Below are 19,170 nucleotides of genomic sequence, written 5' to 3'. Positions count from 1 at the left end.
GATTTTCGGATTCTTTTTTTTTATCTTCGCAAAACAAAATAGTTAGTTATGAGTTTACAAGAAATGATAATGGTAAAATTAAAGGAAGCAATGAAAACTAAAAATACTGTTGCTTTGGAATCTTTAAGAGCTATTAAATCAGAAATATTATTGGCACAAACCAAAAGCGGTGCTTCCGAAAGTTTAAATGAAGAAGAAGAAATTAAATTGTTACAACGTTTGGTAAAACAGCGTAAAGATAGTGCAGCAGTTTATGAGGAGCAAGGAAGAGAGGATTTGGCTGCTCCAGAATTAGCACAAATTGAAATAATTTCTCAGTTTTTGCCTGAGCAAATGAATGAAGAAGATTTAAAAAACATTATTGCAGGTATTATAGAGAAAGTAGGAGCAACTTCTATGAAAGATATGGGAAAAGTTATGGGAATGGCCTCAAAAGAATTGGCAGGTAAAGCTGATGGTAAAGCTATTTCAACAGCTGTAAAACAATTATTGGCATAATACAATGGCCTCGTGGCGCAACTGAATAGCGCACTGGATTTCGGCTCCAGCGGTTGCAGGTTTGAATCCTGCCGGGGTCACTTTTTTACAAGATGAGTTAAAGCAAGCTTAAATTTTAGGCTTGTTTTTTAGTTAAAAATAGGGGCAACTGATTTTAATCATACAAAAAACAATTACATTTTTAGAACTTTATAATATAAATTAAAGAATGTAAATTATGAAACGTCTTGAACCTGTATCGAAAATAATGACGAAAAAGCTGGTAACATTGACAATCAATGACGATTTATATACAGCTGAAAAATTATTTAGAAAACACCATATTAGACATATTCCAATTGTTAATGGAGAACATATTATTGGAATGCTAAGTTTAACAGATTTAGAACGAATAAGTTTTTTAGACTCTTATGATAGATTACATGAAGAAAATGTTGATAATGTGATTTATCAAATGTTGAGTATTGAACAATTAATGGTTAAAAATCCAATTAAAGTAAATTCAAATATTACCATAAAATCTGTTGCCGAAATATTGTCTAAAAATGAATTTCATGCACTTCCAGTAGTAGAGAATGACATTTTAGTTGGAATAGTTACCACAACAGATTTATTACTTTATTTATTAAAACAATATGAGTTAGAGTCAGTTTAAACTTCTGAAACCAATCCTTTTAAATTTGCAATTGTTTTGGATGGGTTTTCGCTTTTAAACACAAAACTACCTGCCACAAAAGCATCGGTACCAGCTTCTAAAAGTTGTTCTATATTTTGGTCGGTTACTCCACCGTCAACTTCAATTAGTGCTTTAGAATCACTAAATTCAATTAAAGCTCTAAGTTGCTGTACTTTTTTATAGGTATTTTCAATAAAACTTTGTCCTCCAAAACCTGGATTAACACTCATAATTAATACCAAATCTAAATCGGCAATAATATCTTCCAAAACAGCTATTGGAGTATGCGGATTTAAAGAAACTCCTGCTTTCATGCCTTGTGCTTTTATGGCCTGAACCGTTCTGTGTAAATGATTACAAGCTTCATAATGAACGGTTAAAATATCTGCCCCCACTTTTTTAAAGTCTTCAATATACCTATCAGGATCAACAATCATCAAGTGTACATCCATTGTTTTTTTGGCATGTTTTTTTATAGCACTAATTACTGGCATCCCAAAAGAAATATTTGGAACAAACATACCATCCATTACGTCAATATGAAACCAGTCAGCTTTGCTGTTATTAATCATTTCAATATCGCGTTGTAAATTAGCAAAATCTGCAGCTAACATAGAAGGAGCAATAAATTTTTTCATTATAATAGTGTTGTTTTTTTGCAAAAGTATTATTTATAAAAGAAAAACGCTCGAAATTCCGAGCGTTTTTTTGTTGTTATCCTAAATAAGTTTTTAAGATTTTACTTCTTGAAGTATGTTTTAATCGTCTGATTGCTTTTTCTTTGATTTGACGAACGCGTTCACGAGTTAAGTCAAAAGTTTCTCCAATTTCTTCTAAAGTCATTGGGTGAGCATCACCTAAACCAAAGTATAATTGCACTACATCTGCTTCTCTTGGCGTTAAAGTTTCCAAAGCACGTTCAATTTCAACTTTTAAAGATTCATGTAAAAGTGATTTGTCTGGATTTGGAGACTCACCTGTATTTAATACATCGTATAAGTTGGAATCTTCACCTTCAATCAAAGGAGCATCCATAGATACGTGACGACCAGAATTTTTCATAGATTCTTTAACGTCATTTACAGTCATGTCTAATTTTTTTGCAATTTCTTCAGCTGATGGAGGTCTTTCATTTTCTTGTTCTAAAAACGCATACATTTTATTTATTTTGTTAATAGAACCAATTTTATTTAAAGGCAAACGTACAATACGAGATTGTTCTGCTAAAGCTTGTAGTATAGATTGACGAATCCACCAAACAGCGTAAGATATAAATTTAAAACCACGAGTTTCATCAAACCTTTTAGCTGCTTTAATTAATCCTAAGTTTCCTTCATTAATTAAATCAGGTAAGGTTAATCCTTGGTTTTGATATTGTTTTGCTACAGAAACAACGAAACGTAAATTTGCTTTTGTTAAACGTTCTAAAGCTACTTGATCACCGGCTTTAATTCTTTGTGCTAATTCTACTTCCATTTCGGCAGTAATTAAATCTACCTTTCCAATTTCCTGTAAATATTTGTCTAATGATGCGGTTTCTCTATTAGTAACCTGTTTTGTAATTTTAAGCTGTCTCATTTAAAAGCTAATATTTTTTTTAGTTATTAAGGGTTGTACTATATATACGTAGTATTTTTGATTATGTTACAAAATATATTTAAAAATTATAAATGTGACTTATTAGTATTTTTAGTGTCTAATATTTTAGATAACCCAATGAATTGTTTTTGAAGCCAGAGGATGATATAGCGCTGTTGAGAGATAAAGAATTGATTAAAAGGATTGTAGAGTTAAATGACACTCACTTTTTTACTGTTTTATATGATCGTTATGCATTTAAAATTTATAATAAATGTTAAGGGTTTGTAAAATCAAAAGAAGAAGCGCAAGACTTAACACATGATATCTTTATTAAATTATTTTTAAAATTAAGAACCTTTAAAGGCAACTCAAAATTTTCAACTTGGTTATACTCGTTTACGTATAATTTTTGTGTGAATTATGTGACGCGAAATATTCATAAAAAAAAATTAAAAGACGAAGAAATAGAATTATCAGCAACAAATGAAGAAGATTCAAGTGAAGAGGTTTTGTTTGAAATGAAAGCCGATAAATTAGCGAAAGCACTTGATTTAATTGAACCTAATGATAAAATGATTTTACTAATGAAATATCAAGATGATTTTTCTATTAAAGAAATTGAACAGGCTTTAGAAATTGGTAAAAGTGCAGTAAAAATGCGTTTAAAAAGAGCAAGAGAAAAAGTAATAAAAGTTTATAAAGACCTTAACTAATGGAAAATCCATTTAAGCAAATATTAAACAGTCAAGAAGTTCCAAAAATTCTTAAAGAAAGAGTAATTAATGATATTTCATTAATTAAACTTTCAATTGATATGGCTGATTTATTTATGGTAAAATACCCAAATACAGTTGAAGGTTTTTTAGCTACTAAAAAAAATATAACTAAGAAAAAATAATTTAATTACGGATAAAATAAACTAACCCAAAATAAAATAAGATGAAATTAATTAGTCAATTAAGCAGTTTTAAATTAACATTTTTAGAAGATATATGGAATCAAATTTTAGAGTTAATGCCAAAATTACTTTTAGGTTTAGGTTTTATAATTATAGCTTGGATAGTTATTAAAATAATAAACTTCATTTTAAAAAAGCTGCTAAAACTTTCTAAAATAGATGCTATTACAACGAAGTTAAATGAAGCAAAATTGTTTGGAAAAAGTGATTATAAGGTTGTTCCTTCTGAGATTATTTTAAAATTTGTAAAATATATAATGATTTTAATTTTTGTAGTCATTGCTTCTGAAATGTTAGGTTTAACAATCGTATCAGAGGGAATTGGGAAGTTTATAGCTTATTTACCAATATTAATTAGTGCTTTATTAATTTTTGTGATTGGTGTTTATATAGGCTCAATAATAAAAAACACCATTATAAATACATTTAAATCTTTAGAATTTTCAGGAGCAAATTTGGTAAGCAATATTGTCTTTTATGCAATTGTTATTGTTATTTCAATTACATCACTTAATCAAGCAGGTGTAAATACAGATATTATTACCAATAATCTAACATTAATTTTAGGAGCTATTCTAATTTTATTTACAATAGCCTTTGGTTTGGGATCTAGAGATGTTGTTTTAAGATTGCTTTTTGGTTTTTATTCACGTAAAAATTTTGAAATAGGTCAGCGCGTAAAAATGAAAAAAGTAGAAGGTGTAATTAAACAAATCGACAATCTTTGTATTACAATTGATACCAATGAAGGCATAGTTGTGATACCAATTAAAAAATTTGTTGATAGTGAGGTTCAAATAATAACATAAAATTATTGTTTTTGGTTTTTAAAAAGGGAAAGTTGTTTAAAGAAAAAGAAAAGCTTTGTATTAGTTACTTTTAAAGAACGATTAACAATAATTAAGTGATAGATATGAAGGGGGCTATGTTCATTTTTATCACAAAAGAAATCCAACTATTAAAAAAATAATTGGATTTCATAAAAACAATTATTAGAAATCTTTGGGGTTAGTATTTACTAATAATTGATAGTAACAGAATGAACAAAATGATTGGTAAGTTCTGTTGTTTAAAAAGGAAGCCTATATTCAAATAAATTTATTTATTTGAAGGGCTTCTTTTTATTTTTAATGTGTTCATAATAAAAAGCAGGTAGCAAAATAAATAAAAAAAGCGGGTGTATCAAAAATCTTCTAACATAAAAAAGGAAGATATAATTCTCTGTGAAATTAAATTTTAAAACTAAAAATAGGATAAAGGTTAAAATAAGAAAGGCTACTAAATAAAATTTGATTGAAAAAATTAGGTTTTTTAAATTTTTAAAAACTAAGTAAATAATTATTAAAGACAATAATGTATTTAAAAAATACCTTAAAAAAATATTGAATAAATATTTTGAAATATGTAATGAAGGAATACTTTTATGCAAATAATCATTTTTAAAATAAGTTATAAGCGGATCATAGAAGCAGGGTTCAACAATTACTCTTACACCTATCAACATGAAAGTTAAAACAACAATTAATAAAATACGAACTTCTTTTTTCATTTTTTTAATTTAGAAAAATACCGAACCCAAACAAACCACAGTAAAAATGTAACTCCATATATAATTGAAGGAAAAACTACATCATGTAGTAATTTTTCATATTCTGGGTATTTGTATAAAGCAATACTAATAATTGTCACTCTAATTATATTAGTTCCATAAATTATTAAACTCCCAAAAAGTACATATAATGCTGTTACTTTAAAAGTATTTGCAAAAGCAATTATGAAAGCAATAAATAAAATAATAATGCTTATGGAGTTGCATCCTTCAATAATACGAGCAATATAAGTATCATTGATAAATAGTTTCATTGAAACCTCTTCGGAATGTTGTTCAACTTTGGCATTGTAACCTAAAAAATTAAGTAGTTTACTTGTTTGAATAGCAACAGTTTTAGTAATTGGTGCACAAGCAAATATTTCTATTTTATTTTGTGTACTATTTAAATACCAAGAGTATATTAAAAATAATATCAAATAGGTGCCAAAAAATTTAATTAAAAAGAACACAACGGTTTTATTGTTTTGCACAAAAAAAGAGTTTTAATTTGTATAAAATTACAAATTAAAATGAATTTATCTCAATTAAAAAAATCGGTAACAGGCATTATTGAAAATAATACTTCAATTTCTTATAAATTACAAAGTATTTGTGATTTGTTAAAACAAGAAATTGAGTATTATGATTGGGTGGGCTTTTATTTTAAGAATGGAGATAAACAAGAACTAAAACTCGCAGAGTTTTCTGGAGAGCCTACGGAACATATTATTATTCCTTTTGGAAAAGGTATTTGTGGTCAAGTAGCCGTTAGCAATAAAAATTTTATAGTTCAAGATGTAACTTCTCAAGATAATTATATTTCTTGTGGTTGGAAAGTAAAAAGCGAGATTGTAATCCCAATTTTTGTGAATGGCGAAAATATTGGGCAAATTGATATAGATTCTCACACTGTAAATCCTTTTACTAGTGATGATGAGAACTTGTTGGAATTTGTATGTAAAAACGTAGCTAAAATTTTATAAAAAACTTCTCAAAACTATTTTTTGAAGTTTAAAGCATCAAAAAGAGATGTTTAAATTAACTTTAAGAATTAAAACTTAATGTTAAAAATAATTAAAATTAACCCATTATTTGTATTGTTTAAACAGCTGATAATTATTAGCTTTGCGGAAAATAACAACACAGCAAATGAACACTACTAAAAAAGCAAAATCAGCACTTATTTCGGTTTTTCATAAAGATGGATTAGCACCAATTGTTCAAAAATTAGATGAATTAGGGGTTAAAATTTATTCAACAGGTGGAACTGAAAGTTTTATTAAAGAATTAGGAATTAATGTAATACCAGTTGAAGATTTAACCTCATATCCTTCCATTTTAGGAGGTAGGGTTAAAACATTGCACCCAAAAGTTTTTGGAGGAATCTTGGCAAGAAGAGAAAACGAAAATGATTTATCTCAACTAACAGAATATGAAATTCCTGAATTAGATATTGTAATTGTTGATTTATATCCATTTGAAAAAACCGTTGCAAGTGGAGCTTCAGAACAAGATATAATAGAAAAAATTGATATTGGGGGAATTTCATTAATACGTGCAGCAGCTAAAAATTTTAAAGATGTAATTTGTGTTTCTTCAATGAAACAATACAATGAATTTTTACAAATTATGGATGATAGCAAAGGAGAAACAACTTTAGAGCAACGCAAACGTTTTGCTGCTAAATCTTTTGCTGTTTCAAGTCATTATGATACAGCAATTTTTAACTATCTTAACAAAAATGAAGTTGTTTTTAGAGAAAGTTTTGATGAAGTTTCAACATTGCGATATGGAGAAAACCCACACCAAAAAGGTTACTTTTTTGGTAATCTAGATGAATTATTTGAAAAATTACACGGAAAAGAGCTTTCATATAATAATTTATTAGATGTTGATGCTGCTGTAAATTTAATGGAAGAATTTAAAAATGATGCTCCTACTTTTGCAATTTTAAAACATAACAATGCCTGTGGTTTAGCGCAACGAGTATCTTTGAAAGAAGCATATTTAGATGCTTTAGCCGGAGATCCAACATCAGCTTTTGGAGGAGTTTTAATTTCTAACAAAGAAATTGATCAAGAAACGGCTGAAGAAATTCATAAATTATTTTGTGAAGTAGTCATTGCTCCAAGTTATACTTCAGAAGCTTTAGAGTTGTTAAAAGGGAAAAAAAATAGAATTATTTTAATTCAAAAAAACATTAAATTACCTCAAACTCAATATAGAACTGCACTAAACGGTGTTTTATGTCAAGATAAAGACAACAAAACAGATGATGGCAGCGTTATTAAAACTGCAACTTTAAAAGAACCTTCAGCAAGAGAGTTAGATGATTTATTTTTTGCTTCAAAAATTTGTAAACACACCAAATCAAATACAATAGTATTGGTAAAAAACAAACAACTTTGTGCGAGTGGTACAGGGCAAACTAGTAGAGTAGATGCATTAAACCAAGCTATTGCTAAAGCAACTCATTTTAATTTTGATTTAAAAGAAGCGGTAATGGCGAGTGATGCCTTTTTCCCTTTTCCTGATTGTGTAGAAATTGCAAATAAAGCAGGAATTAATGCTGTAATTCAACCAGGAGGCTCGATTAAAGATCAATTATCAGTTGATTATTGCAATGAACATAAAATGTCTATGATATTTACAGGAACTCGTCATTTTAAACACTAATTTTAGTAACTTTGTAAGGTTTCCATTTAAAAATTAAAAAATACAAGAAAAAATATGGGTTTTTTCGATTTTATGACCGAAGACATTGCCATTGATTTAGGTACTGCTAATACACTAATTATTCATGATGGCAAAGTGGTGGTTGATGCACCATCAATTGTAGCTAGAGATAGAAATTCAGGTAAAATTATTGCAACTGGAAAAAAAGCCAGTTTAATGCAAGGAAAAACTCACGAAAACATAAAAACCATTCGTCCATTAAAAGATGGTGTAATTGCAGATTTTGAAGCTTCGGAACAAATGATAAAAGAATTTATCAAGAATATTCCAAGTATAAAAAAGAGATTTTTTACACCTTCATTAAGGATGGTTATTTGTATTCCGTCAGGAATTACAGAGGTTGAAAAACGAGCTGTAATTGATTCTGCAGAACACATGAATGCAAAAGAAATTTACTTAATACATGAGCCTATGGCTGCTGCCATAGGTATTGGTATTGATATAATGCAACCAAAAGGAAACATGATTATTGATATAGGTGGAGGTACTACTGAAATTGCTGTAATAGCATTGGGTGGTATTGTTTGTGATAAATCGGTAAAAGTTGCAGGAGATGTTTTTACGTCAGATATTTCGTATTATATGAGAACACAACATAATTTATATGTTGGGGAACGTACTGCCGAAAAAATTAAAATACAGATTGGTGCAGCTACAGAAGATTTAGAAACCCCTCCTGAAGATATGTTAGTACAAGGTAGAGATTTATTGAGCGGTAAGCCTAAACAAGTTCAAGTGTCTTTTAGAGAAATATCAAAAGCATTAGATAAATCAATTTTAAGAATTGAAGATGCTGTAATGGAAACGCTTTCTAAAACACCTCCTGAATTGGCGGCAGACATATACAATACTGGAATTTATTTAGCTGGTGGAGGGTCTATGCTTAGAGGCTTGGATAAACGTTTGTCAAGGAAAACAGATTTGCCTGTTTATGTTGCTGAAGACCCTTTAAGAGCTGTAGTTAGAGGTACAGGCATTGCTTTAAAAGACCTTGAAAAATACAAAAATGTATTAATGAAATAATAGAAAACTCTTTAAATAATAAATGCAGCAAATAATTTACTTTATTAGAAAATTTAGATACTTTCTGCTGTTTATAATATTAGAGATTTTTGCTTTTTATTTTACAATTCAACATCACACTTATCATAAAAGTAAATTTGTAAATTCTGCTAATTTTATAACAGGTGGTATTTATAATAAAGTGAACTCTATTAATGAGTTTTTTCACTTGAAACATGAGAATCAACTTTTAATTGAAGAAAATACACGTTTAAAAAATTTATTAGAAAGAAAACTCAATTCACCAAACGATAAAATTTTTTTAATTGAAGATTCTACCAAATATTTCCAAAAATATAATTACATCCTAGGAAAGGTTATCAATAATAATTTTACTAAAAGAGACAATTATTTAACTTTAGATAAAGGAATTAAAAATGGCTTAAAAAACGACTTGGGTGTTGTTAATTCAAAAGGAGTAATAGGAGTTATAAAAAATGTATCTACTAATTATGCAACTGTACTATCAATTTTAAATAGCAATTCAAAAATTAATGTACGGTTAAAAAATAGCAATCATTTTGGTACATTGGTATGGAATGGCAAAGATTCTCAAATTTTACAAATAATTGATATACCAAGACAAGCGATACTTAAAAAAGGTGATACGATTATAACAGGAGGTAAATCTGCAATATTTCCTGAAGGAATTCTAGTAGGTGTAATTAAAGACTTTCATTTTGATAATAACCAATATCAACAAATTAATGTAAGTTTATTTAATGATATGACTTCATTAGGTTATATTCAAATAGTTAAAAACCTTCAAAAAGAAGAGCAATATCAACTTGAACAAACAACCATAAATGAATAAATTGATTTTGATAAATATTGTTCGGTTTATAAGCTTAGTTTTATTACAGGTTTTAGTATTAAATCAAATTAACTTTTTTGGGCATTTAAACCCTTTGGTGTATATAGTTTGGGTATTTTTATTTCCTATTAGAAAAAATAAAGCAACATTTTTAATACTTAGTTTTTTATTGGGTATTTCAATTGATTTTTTTTCAAACTCAGGAGGAATAAACGCTGCAGCAACTTTATTTATAGCATATTTTAGATTACCAATATTAAAACTTATATTAAGAAAATCGGATTTTGATTTTCTGTTATTTAATATAAGAGGAATTACATTTAGTAAAGCTTTCTTCTTTATCTTTATTTTAACTTTCATACATCACTTTATAGTATTTACATTAGAATATTTTAGTTTTAATGAATTTTCAGCTGTTTTTTATAACACAATTTTAACAAGTATCATTACAATTATTTTAAGTATTTTGGGTATTATACTATTCACAAAAAAGAAATAAATGAAACGCAAAGGGTTGTTGATTTTTTTAATTCTATTTATAGGGGTAATTTTTATATTTAGATTATTTTATTTACAAATATTAAGTTCAGAATATAGTATTCCTACATTAAACAATTCTGCTGTAAAAGTAACTTATGATTATCCTGAAAGAGGTTATATTTATGATAGAAATGGTGTGTTATTAGTTGCAAATCAGCTATCTTATGATATTATGATCATCCCCAGAGAGGTAAAACCATTGGATACCTTAGAGTTTTGTAATTTGCTTAAAATTTCAAAAGAGGATTTTATCAATAAATTTAATAGAGCAAAACGCTATTCAACAAGAATTCCCTCAACCTTTTTAGCACAACTATCTAAAACAGATTATGCATATTTACAAGAAAAGATGTATAAATTTAAAGGGTTTTATATTCAAAAAAGATTGTTGAGAGAATACCCTATAAGTTCTGCACCTAATGTTTTAGGTTATATTAGTGAAGTTAATGAAGGAATGATTAAAGAGAATCCCTACTATCAATTAGGTGAATTGATTGGTACTGCAGGAGTAGAAAAAACTTATGAAGAAACGTTAAGAGGTACAAAAGGGGTTAAATTTATTCAAAGAGATAGGTTTAATAAAGAAATTGGTCCTTATAAAAATGGAATCTATGATACACTTCCAATTCATGGGAAAGATATTACATTAACTATAGATACTAAACTCCAACAATATGGCGAAGCTTTAATGGTTAATAAAAGAGGAGGCATTGTAGTAATTGAACCTTCAAGTGGAGAAATTTTGGCATTGGTTTCTGCACCAACATATGATCCAAATTTGATGGTAGGGCGAGAACGTTCTAAAAATTTCACTAAATTCTATTTAGACACTATTAGTAATCCATTGCTTGATAGAGGTTTAAAGGGAGAATACCCTCCTGGATCTCCGTTTAAAGTAATAACAGCACTTACAGCCTTACAAGAAAATGTAGTTACACCATCAACCGTAATTCGTTGTGTCAATAACCAATATCATTACGGAAATAGAACAATGGCTTGCCATTGCAATACCTATGGAAGTCCCGTAGCTCTTAATAAAGCTATTTATAGATCTTGCAACAGTTATTTTGCAAATGCTTATAGAAAAATTATAGAAAAATACCCAACTTCCTATGAAGGAATGAATGTTTGGAGTAAACATGTAAAAAGTTTTGGGCTTGGAAATTATTTAAATAATGACCTTTCAGTTGGTCAAAAAGGATTAGTTCCTGATGGCGATTTTTATAATAAATGGTACCCTAATACACGTTGGACAGCAACTTATAGTATTTCAAATTCAATAGGGCAAGGAGAAGTGTTAACTACTCCAATTCAATTAGCAAATATGACAGCTACTGTTGCTAATAGAGGATTTTATTATACACCACATATTGTAAAAAAAATTGAAAATGAAAAATTAAATAAAAATTTTACAGTACCAAAATATACAACAATAAATAAAAAACATTTTGAACCTGTGATAGAAGGTTTATTCAATGTATTTGAAAATCCTAGAGGCACAGCCAGTTGGTCTAAGGTAAAAGGAATAGAAATTTGTGGTAAAACTGGAACAGCGGAAAACCCACATGGACAAGATCATTCAATTTTTATTGCATTTGCCCCTAAAGATAATCCTAAAATAGCTATTGCAGTTTTTGTAGAAAATGGATACTGGGGTTCACGATGGGCAGGTCCTATTGCAAGTTTAATGATAGAAAAATATTTAACAGGAGAAACAATTAGACCTTGGAAAGAAAAACAAATGTTTAATGGAAGTTTGCAAGAAGAATATGAAAAGCAATTAATAGAAACTACAAAAGTTGAGAAGTAAAAAAGCTAACATATTATATGGTATAGATTGGATATTAGTGCTATTCTATTTAGTATTAATTTTTTTAGGATGGATAAATATTTATTCAGCAACAGTTACCGAAACTGAACAAGAATTGATAAATTTTACAACTGAATATGGAAAACAGTTAGTATGGATTGGGTTAAGTTTTCCATTAATCTTTATAATTTTACTTTTTGAAGCTAAATTCTATGAAAAATATGCATCAATAATTTATATCATATCACTTATTTCTTTAGTAGGGCTTTTTGCTTTTGGTAAAAATATAAATGGTGCAACTTCTTGGTATGATATAGGAGGGGTTAGTAGTATTCAACCCTCAGAATTTGTGAAGGCAGCAGTTGCTTTAGCACTTTCAAAGTTAGTGAGTGATAAGTTATTTAACTTAAAAAAATTTAATACTCAAATTCAAGCGTTACTTATTTTATTTTTCCCTGCTTTTTTGATTACCCTTCAGCCAGATCCAGGTTCAGCATTGGTTTACACTGCTTTTATTTTTGTATTACATAGGGAAGGATTGCCATTTTATTTTATTACTATAGGTTTTATAGCTTTAATTCTATTTATTACAACTTTATATTTTGGATTTATAAATACTTTAGCAGGGTCATTAGTTTTATTTCTACTAATCATATTATATTTTAATTTTTATAGAAAGAAAGCTTTTAAAAGAGGTTGGTTAAAAATTATTGGAATTTATTTAGTGGCAGCTTTTTTTATTTTTAGTGTTGATTTTGTTTTTAATCATGTTTTTGAACAAAGACATAGAGATAGATTTAATATTTTACTGGGCAAAACTACTGATATTAAAAGTATAGGCTATAATACCAATCAATCTGTAACAACAATTGCGTCTGGAGGATTAACAGGAAAAGGATTTTTAGAAGGTGAACGTACTCAAGGTGACTTCGTTCCAGAGCAACAAACAGATTATATTTTTACAACTGTTAGTGAAGAATGGGGGTTTTTAGGAAGCTCTTTAGTAGTTATTTTATTCGTCTTTTTTTTATTAAGAATAATTCATGTAGCTGAAAGACAAAAAACAAAATTCAGCAGAGTTTATGGGTATAGTATAGCGGCAATCTTTTTTACTCATTTTACAATTAACATAGGGATGGTTTTAGGGATACTTCCAACCATAGGAATTCCTTTACCGTTTTTTAGTTACGGAGGCTCTGCTCTTTGGGGTTTTACGGTATTATTGTTTATTTTTATTAGGTTAGACGCTAATAGAAGTTATGAATGGTAATGGTGAAAAAGTTTAATTGAAGCAATAAGATTAAACTATTAAGCATAAAAAAAGCATCCAAAAAAGGATGCTTTAAAAACTTTTATTTAATAAAAATTATAACGCTGCAACGTGTTTCGTTAATTTAGATTTTAAATTGCTAGCTTTATTCTTATGAATAATGTTCTTTTTAGCTAATTTATCAATCATAGCAACCACTTTTGGAAATAATTCCTCAGCTTCTTTCTTTTCAGTTGCAGCACGTAAGTCTCTAACAGCATTACGAGTAGTTTTATGCTGATATTTGTTTCTTAATTGCTTAGCGCGATTACTTCTAATTCTTTTTAATGCTGACTTGTGATTTGCCATTGTTTAATTCTTATTAATTTTTTGTAGTCCGTAGGGGAATCGAACCCCTGTTACCAGGATGAAAACCTGGCGTCCTAACCCCTAGACGAACGGACCATTTTGTTTTTAACGATGACGTTATTTCGTCATTGCGGATGCAAAAATACAACTATTTTTTATTCCACAAAATTTTTTTTAAAAAAATTAATATGCTTTTGCAAATAATACTCTTTGAGTTGATTTTTTACCTGTTAAAACGCACTTTCCTTCTTCAATTTTATTATTTAAGGGAATACATCTAATAGTAGCTTTCGTTAATTCTTTAATTTTATCTTCTGTCTCGGCAGTGCCGTCCCAATGGGCAGATACAAAGCCTCCTTTGGTATTTAAAATATGTTTAAACTCTTCAAAAGTTTCTACTTCAATAATATGAGATTCTCTATAGTTATATGCTTTAGTGAATAAATTTTCTTGAATTTCTTTTAAGGTTTTTTCAACAAAATCAACCACATTTTCTTGAGAAATGCTTTGTTTTTCTAAAGTGTCTCTTCGTGCAATTTCTAATGTGCTGTTTTCTAAATCTCTTGGTCCCATTGCAATACGTAAAGGAACTCCTTTTAATTCATACTCAGCAAATTTCCAACCTGGTTTATGGGTTGTTCTATTGTCAAATTTTACAGAAATATTTTTACTGCGTAATTCTTTTACAATTTGATTTATTTTTTCTGAAATAGCATCTAATTGTTCGTCATTTCTATGTATTGGTATAATAACAACTTGAATTGGAGCTAAATTAGGAGGTAAAACCAAACCTAAATCATCAGAATGCGTCATAATTAAAGCTCCCATTAGTCTGGTAGAAACTCCCCAAGATGTTGCCCAAACGTGTTCTCGCTTTCCTTCTTTAGAAGTAAATTGTACATCAAAAGCTTTGGCAAAATTTTGACCTAAAAAGTGAGAGGTTCCGGCTTGAAGTGCTTTTCCATCTTGCATTAAACCTTCAATACAATAAGTTTCAATAGCACCAGCAAAACGTTCACTAGCTGTTTTTAATCCTTTAATTACTGGCATAGCCATAAATTTTTCAGCAAAATCGCCATAAATATCTAAAATTAATTCAGCTTCTTGGATGGCTTCTTTTTCTGTAGCATGTGCAGTATGACCTTCTTGCCATAAAAATTCTGCGGTTCTTAAAAATAAACGGGTACGCATTTCCCAACGAACTACATTAGCCCATTGATTTATTAATAAAGGTAGGTCTCTATAAGATTCAATCCATTTTCTATAAGTATCCCAAATAATTGTTTCAGATGTTGGTCTAACAATTAATTCTTCTTCTAGTTTGGCTTCAGGATCTACAACAACACCACTACCATCTTCTGCATTTTTTAATCTGTAGTGTGTAACTACAGCACACTCTTTAGCAAAGCCTTCTACATGGGCAGCTTCTTTACTTAAATATGATTTTGGTATAAATAGTGGGAAATAAGCGTTTTCATGTCCAGTTTCTTTGAACATTTTATCTAATTGTGCTTGCATTTTTTCCCAAATTGCAAACCCATAAGGTTTAATAACCATACAGCCTCTTACACCTGAGTTCTCAGCTAAATCAGCTTTTACAACAAGTTCGTTATACCATTTAGAATAGTCGGTTTCTCTCTTTGTTAAATTCTTGCTCATAATCAAAAGTTTGGCATAAATATTGCAACTTTTTTATATAAAAGTGCTAATTTGGGCAAAATTAGTTTTTTTTGAATAGTTCAACAATAAAAAAGTCAATTGATTATGGAAGTTTCAAAAATAGTTAACGGAAAATTTCTACGCTTAAGTATTTTCTCAATGCTTTTTCTAGGGTTATATTCTTGTGGCACCTACCAAAGCGTGTACAATAATGAAAATGATGGAATTTACGCTTCTTCAAATCAAAATGATGAAGAAATTGTTATTGTTGAGAAATCTGAATTTGATAAAAATTACTTTACTTATCAATTAGAAGAGCTTCAAGAATTGAGAGATGATGATGTTTTTACGAATATTGATGAATATTATGCAGAAGATAATCTCGAAGAATATGCTGAAGAAAACGCCCCTTGGGAATATACAACGGATGTTACCATAAATGTAAACTCAGGATATATAGGTTCAAGTTTTTATTGGTATAATCCTTTTTTCCATCCTTACCATAATTATTATCCTTATTATTCAAATTATTATTACAGACCTTGGAGATATAACTATTATCCTTACTATTATTCATATGGATATAATCCATATTATTATGGAGATTATAGTTATTATGGCTATTATAATTATCCATATTATAGAAGTTATCCTTACAATTATTACCATTCTAGCAATAGATATAATAGGTATGATAGTTATGGAAAAAGAACATCGTACTCTGCTAACAACAATAGGAGGTACAGTAATAATTCGTCTGTTATAAGTAGAAGAAATAGTAATATTAACCAATCTAACAGGAGAACCTATAATTCTAATATTAGAAGAACAGAAAATGGAACCATTAGAAGATCTATAAACAGAAATAATAATAATTTTAATAGAAATAATTCGATAAATAGACAATCTACTAGGTCTAACAGTACTATTCAAAGATCAAATAGTAATTCTAATAGAAGATCTTCAACTGTTCATAGGAGAAATTCAGCTTATAGAATTGAACCAACTACTTCAAGAAATGCTAATTGGAGAAATGCAACAAGAACTGTAAACAGAGTGGTTTCTAATAATAACACTTCTGTAAGAAATAATAATAGAAACACCTCTAGAAGTAATTATTCAAATAATTCTTCTGTAAATAGAAGTTCTTCTAACCGAAGTTCATCCAATAGAAGTAGCGTTTCTAACTCAAATTCATCCAATAGAAGTTCTTCAAGTGGAAGTAGATCAATTTCAAGAAGAAATTAAATATTCACAAAAAATAATTCTGTAGTATTATGAAAAAAATATACATAATGGCAGTTCTTTTATGTACTGCTTATATAGCTAGTGCTCAAACATTGGGATATAATGATGTTGGAGTGTTATTTTCAAAGGAAACTATTAATGGAACTGCCCGTTATAATGGGATGAGTGGTGCCTTTGGAGCCTTAGGAGGAGATTTGTCTGCTGTAGATGTAAATCCTGCCGGTGCTGCTGTTTTTTTGAATAGTGAGTTTGCACTTTCTTTGAATTTGAAAAATATAGAAACAAATGCTACGTATTATGGCAATAAGGAGTTTTCTGAAAATGATGTCACTAATTTATCTCAAGCAGGTGGCGTATTTGTTTTTAATAATTCATATAAAAATTCTGGTTGGGGAAAAATAGCACTGGGTTTTAATTATAGCATTGTTAACGATTTTGAAAACCAATGGATTGCAAAAGGGAATAATAATTATCCAACTTGGATTGATGATCCTAATGATAACAGCATTCAATATTTAAACAGCGATGGTCAATATTTTGAAAATTATACTGAAGGAAAAAATGATAAGTATACTTTTACAATAGCTTCAGAATACAATAATAACTTATATATTGGTGCTTCGTTTAGTACCTATGATATTGAAAGTTATCAGCGAATTTTATTAGAGGAATATAATTATGATGGATCAGGAAATAACTTAGAAGCTTCCCTAATACAAGAACTGTTAACTTACGGAGAAGGTTTTTCTTTCAATGTAGGCTTAATATCTAAGCCAAATGATAATATTCGCTTAGGTTTGGCATACCAATCACCAGTTTGGTACAATTTAGCTGAAGATTATTTGGATTATGATTTAGAAGTTTATGTTAGTAATACAAACGAGGTAATCTCTGATTATTCTGGAATTAATGCATTTGATTATAAGCTGAGAACCCCAAGTAAATTAACAGGAAGTTTTGCGTATATTTTTAATAAACAAGGTTTAATTAGTGTTGATTATATCCATAAAAATTATAGTAATATCAATTTAAGCGGTGGTAATTTTGTATCAGAAAATAATCAATTTGAAACCGACTTAAAAAGTGTTGGAGAATTTAAAATAGGAACAGAGTGGCGTTTTGATGCACTATCTTTAAGAGGAGGTTATCATTATGAAAAAAGTCCATATGAAGATGCTTTAGATTCAGATGCAATTGAAGGATATTCTTTAGGAGCTGGTTATAAATTTAGAGGAGGAAAATTAGATGTATCTTATCAAAATGATACAAATACATCAGCTTATAATTTTTATCCACAATATAATAATATCAATTCCTCAGAGTTAGATTTTAACACTTCAAAAGTTACAATAACATTAGTTTTAAATATTTAATTACCAATATTTGAGTTTTAAAAACGCCTCTAATTAGAGGCGTTTTTTATTTTTAACACAAATACCAAAATATGTTTTGTATTTTTGCACAAATATTAAAAAAAATGGAAGAAGTTACCTTAAAAATAGAAAAAACAACGAACGATGCTATTCTAAAGTTTACAGCAAATACTGTTTTAATTAGCGGAAGTTATCAGTTTAACAATATAGATGAAGCTAAAAATTCACCATTAGCACAACAATTATTTCATTTGCCTTTTGTAAAGCGTGTTTTAATTTCTGCTAATTTTATTGCTATTGAAAAATTTTCTATAGTTGAATGGAGTGATGTGGAACAAGAAGTGAAAGAACAAATGGAAGCCTATTTAAATAGTCCAGGAGGGGTATTGGTGTTAGAAGAGAAAGAAACAACTAAAAAAGTTCCTGTTGAAGTATATTCTGAAGTAACCCCAAATCCATCAGTTTTAAAATTTGTAGCCAATAAATTACTGGTTAAAAATGATTTAGAATATAAAAATATTGATGAAGCGAAAGATTCTCCTTTAGCAACAGGTTTGTTTAATTTTCCTTTTGTAAAAGAAGTTTTTATTTCAGAAAACTACATTTCTATCACCAAGTTTGATGTTGTTGAATGGGCTGAAATTACTAATGAAATTAGAGGTTTTATAAAGGAGTTTATAGCAGATGGTAAAACAATAGTTGAAAAAAATGCAGAAAAAAAAGAAACAACTTCAACTGAAAGTATTCAACTAGAAGATTTAGATGATGTTTCAAAACAAATTATAGCTATTTTAGATGAATACATTAAACCTGCGGTTGCTGCTGATGGAGGAAACATACTTTTTCAATCTTATGAAACCAAAACAAAAACAGTAAATGTTATTTTACAAGGAGCTTGTAGTGGTTGTCCGTCATCAACGGTTACTTTAAAAAATGGAATTGAAAATATGTTAAAACAATTAATTCCAGGGCAAATTGAACAAGTTGTAGCTTTAAACCAATAAAA

Annotated in this window: 20 protein-coding genes, 2 tRNA genes and 1 pseudogene; 16 read left to right on the top strand and 7 right to left on the bottom strand. The window is 28.7% G+C overall.

What is annotated here, in order from left to right:
• Positions 1 to 48 precede the first annotated feature (48 nt).
• From Q0714_RS06365 to Q0714_RS06355, 3 genes are all read left to right on the top strand, one after another.
• Entirely contained in the window at positions 49 to 498 is a 450-nt protein-coding gene (locus tag Q0714_RS06365; protein ID WP_298263599.1) for a GatB/YqeY domain-containing protein, read from the top strand.
• Positions 499 to 504: 6 nt separating this feature from the next.
• Positions 505 to 578 (top strand) — tRNA-Arg (locus Q0714_RS06360).
• Between the two features lie 137 nt (positions 579 to 715).
• Positions 716 to 1,153 (top strand): CBS domain-containing protein, encoded by a 438-nt coding sequence (locus Q0714_RS06355; RefSeq protein WP_298263597.1) that lies wholly within the window; start codon positions 716 to 718, stop codon positions 1,151 to 1,153.
• On the opposite strand, the gene rpe is transcribed toward Q0714_RS06355, so the two are convergent.
• Positions 1,150 to 1,812, bottom strand: coding sequence for a ribulose-phosphate 3-epimerase (gene rpe, locus Q0714_RS06350; protein WP_298263596.1), 663 nt, complete (start codon positions 1,810 to 1,812; stop codon positions 1,150 to 1,152). The two genes, Q0714_RS06355 and rpe, sit on opposite strands and share 4 nt — an antisense overlap.
• 76 nt (positions 1,813 to 1,888) lie before the next feature.
• Positions 1,889 to 2,752: a sigma-70 family RNA polymerase sigma factor gene (locus Q0714_RS06345; protein ID WP_115877674.1), complete on the bottom strand. Its 864-nt coding sequence runs from the start codon at positions 2,750 to 2,752 to the stop codon at positions 1,889 to 1,891.
• A gap of 296 nt (positions 2,753 to 3,048) precedes the next feature.
• Between Q0714_RS06345 and Q0714_RS06340 the strand changes: the two are divergent.
• From Q0714_RS06340 to Q0714_RS06330, 3 genes and pseudogenes are all read left to right on the top strand, one after another.
• A pseudogene (locus tag Q0714_RS06340) lies at positions 3,049 to 3,468 on the top strand (RNA polymerase sigma factor); the annotation flags it as partial.
• Positions 3,468 to 3,653: a hypothetical protein gene (locus tag Q0714_RS06335; RefSeq protein WP_298263594.1), complete on the top strand. Its 186-nt coding sequence runs from the start codon at positions 3,468 to 3,470 to the stop codon at positions 3,651 to 3,653. The pseudogene Q0714_RS06340 and the gene Q0714_RS06335, both read left to right, overlap by 1 nt.
• 41 nt (positions 3,654 to 3,694) lie before the next feature.
• Positions 3,695 to 4,522, top strand: a complete 828-nt coding sequence (locus tag Q0714_RS06330; RefSeq protein ID WP_298263592.1) for a mechanosensitive ion channel domain-containing protein — start codon at positions 3,695 to 3,697, stop codon at positions 4,520 to 4,522.
• Positions 4,523 to 4,815: 293 nt separating this feature from the next.
• Here the strand turns inward: Q0714_RS06330 and Q0714_RS06325 are convergent, their stop codons facing one another.
• A complete protein-coding gene (locus Q0714_RS06325; RefSeq protein WP_298263590.1) occupies positions 4,816 to 5,262 on the bottom strand; it encodes an exosortase F system-associated protein in 447 nt (148 codons plus the stop codon).
• On the bottom strand, positions 5,259 to 5,795 hold the full coding sequence (gene xrtF, locus Q0714_RS06320; RefSeq protein ID WP_298263589.1) for an exosortase family protein XrtF: 537 nt from the start codon (positions 5,793 to 5,795) through the stop codon (positions 5,259 to 5,261). Before xrtF ends, Q0714_RS06325 begins: the two co-directional genes overlap by 4 nt.
• 39 nt (positions 5,796 to 5,834) lie before the next feature.
• Between xrtF and Q0714_RS06315 the strand changes: the two genes are divergently transcribed.
• The 7 genes from Q0714_RS06315 (at position 5,835) to rodA (ending at position 13,536) form a co-directional block, all read left to right on the top strand.
• A complete protein-coding gene (locus tag Q0714_RS06315; RefSeq protein ID WP_298263587.1) occupies positions 5,835 to 6,287 on the top strand; it encodes a GAF domain-containing protein in 453 nt (150 codons plus the stop codon).
• Positions 6,288 to 6,453: 166 nt separating this feature from the next.
• Positions 6,454 to 7,980, top strand: a complete 1,527-nt coding sequence (gene purH / locus Q0714_RS06310) for a bifunctional phosphoribosylaminoimidazolecarboxamide formyltransferase/IMP cyclohydrolase (RefSeq protein WP_298263586.1) — start codon at positions 6,454 to 6,456, stop codon at positions 7,978 to 7,980.
• A gap of 54 nt (positions 7,981 to 8,034) precedes the next feature.
• Positions 8,035 to 9,063 carry a rod shape-determining protein gene (locus Q0714_RS06305; RefSeq protein ID WP_298263585.1) on the top strand — a complete coding sequence of 343 codons (1,029 nt, stop codon included), beginning with the start codon at positions 8,035 to 8,037 and terminating at the stop codon, positions 9,061 to 9,063.
• Between the two features lie 22 nt (positions 9,064 to 9,085).
• Positions 9,086 to 9,916, top strand: a complete 831-nt coding sequence (mreC, locus tag Q0714_RS06300; RefSeq protein WP_298263583.1) for a rod shape-determining protein MreC — start codon at positions 9,086 to 9,088, stop codon at positions 9,914 to 9,916.
• A complete protein-coding gene (gene mreD, locus Q0714_RS06295) occupies positions 9,909 to 10,415 on the top strand; it encodes a rod shape-determining protein MreD (RefSeq protein WP_298263582.1) in 507 nt (168 codons plus the stop codon). The genes mreC and mreD overlap by 8 nt, the downstream gene beginning before the upstream one ends.
• Entirely contained in the window at positions 10,416 to 12,266 is a 1,851-nt protein-coding gene (gene mrdA / locus Q0714_RS06290) for a penicillin-binding protein 2 (RefSeq protein WP_298263580.1), read from the top strand. It begins immediately after the preceding gene.
• Positions 12,256 to 13,536, top strand: coding sequence for a rod shape-determining protein RodA (rodA, locus tag Q0714_RS06285; protein WP_298263579.1), 1,281 nt, complete (start codon positions 12,256 to 12,258; stop codon positions 13,534 to 13,536). Before mrdA ends, rodA begins: the two co-directional genes overlap by 11 nt.
• Before the next feature lie 96 nt (positions 13,537 to 13,632).
• Here rodA and rpsT read toward each other — a convergent pair whose 3' ends face one another.
• From rpsT to proS, 3 genes are all read right to left on the bottom strand, one after another.
• Positions 13,633 to 13,884 carry a 30S ribosomal protein S20 gene (gene rpsT, locus Q0714_RS06280; RefSeq protein ID WP_298263578.1) on the bottom strand — a complete coding sequence of 84 codons (252 nt, stop codon included), beginning with the start codon at positions 13,882 to 13,884 and terminating at the stop codon, positions 13,633 to 13,635.
• A gap of 24 nt (positions 13,885 to 13,908) precedes the next feature.
• Positions 13,909 to 13,980 (bottom strand) — tRNA-Glu (locus Q0714_RS06275).
• 87 nt (positions 13,981 to 14,067) lie between these two features.
• Positions 14,068 to 15,543 (bottom strand): proline--tRNA ligase, encoded by a 1,476-nt coding sequence (proS, locus tag Q0714_RS06270; protein ID WP_298263577.1) that lies wholly within the window; start codon positions 15,541 to 15,543, stop codon positions 14,068 to 14,070.
• 105 nt (positions 15,544 to 15,648) lie between these two features.
• On the opposite strand from proS, the gene Q0714_RS06265 reads away from it, so the two are divergent.
• From Q0714_RS06265 to Q0714_RS06255, 3 genes are all read left to right on the top strand, one after another.
• Positions 15,649 to 16,791 (top strand): hypothetical protein, encoded by a 1,143-nt coding sequence (locus tag Q0714_RS06265; RefSeq protein ID WP_298263575.1) that lies wholly within the window; start codon positions 15,649 to 15,651, stop codon positions 16,789 to 16,791.
• A gap of 29 nt (positions 16,792 to 16,820) precedes the next feature.
• On the top strand, positions 16,821 to 18,164 hold the full coding sequence (locus Q0714_RS06260; RefSeq protein WP_298263574.1) for an OmpP1/FadL family transporter: 1,344 nt from the start codon (positions 16,821 to 16,823) through the stop codon (positions 18,162 to 18,164).
• Positions 18,165 to 18,268: 104 nt separating this feature from the next.
• Positions 18,269 to 19,168, top strand: coding sequence for a NifU family protein (locus tag Q0714_RS06255; protein WP_298263572.1), 900 nt, complete (start codon positions 18,269 to 18,271; stop codon positions 19,166 to 19,168).
• Positions 19,169 to 19,170 lie beyond the last annotated feature (2 nt).

Source organism: uncultured Lutibacter sp. (assembly GCF_947493565.1).
Lineage (GTDB): Bacteria > Bacteroidota > Bacteroidia > Flavobacteriales > Flavobacteriaceae > Lutibacter > Lutibacter aestuarii.
This window is presented reverse-complemented; position numbering and strand designations above follow the sequence as displayed.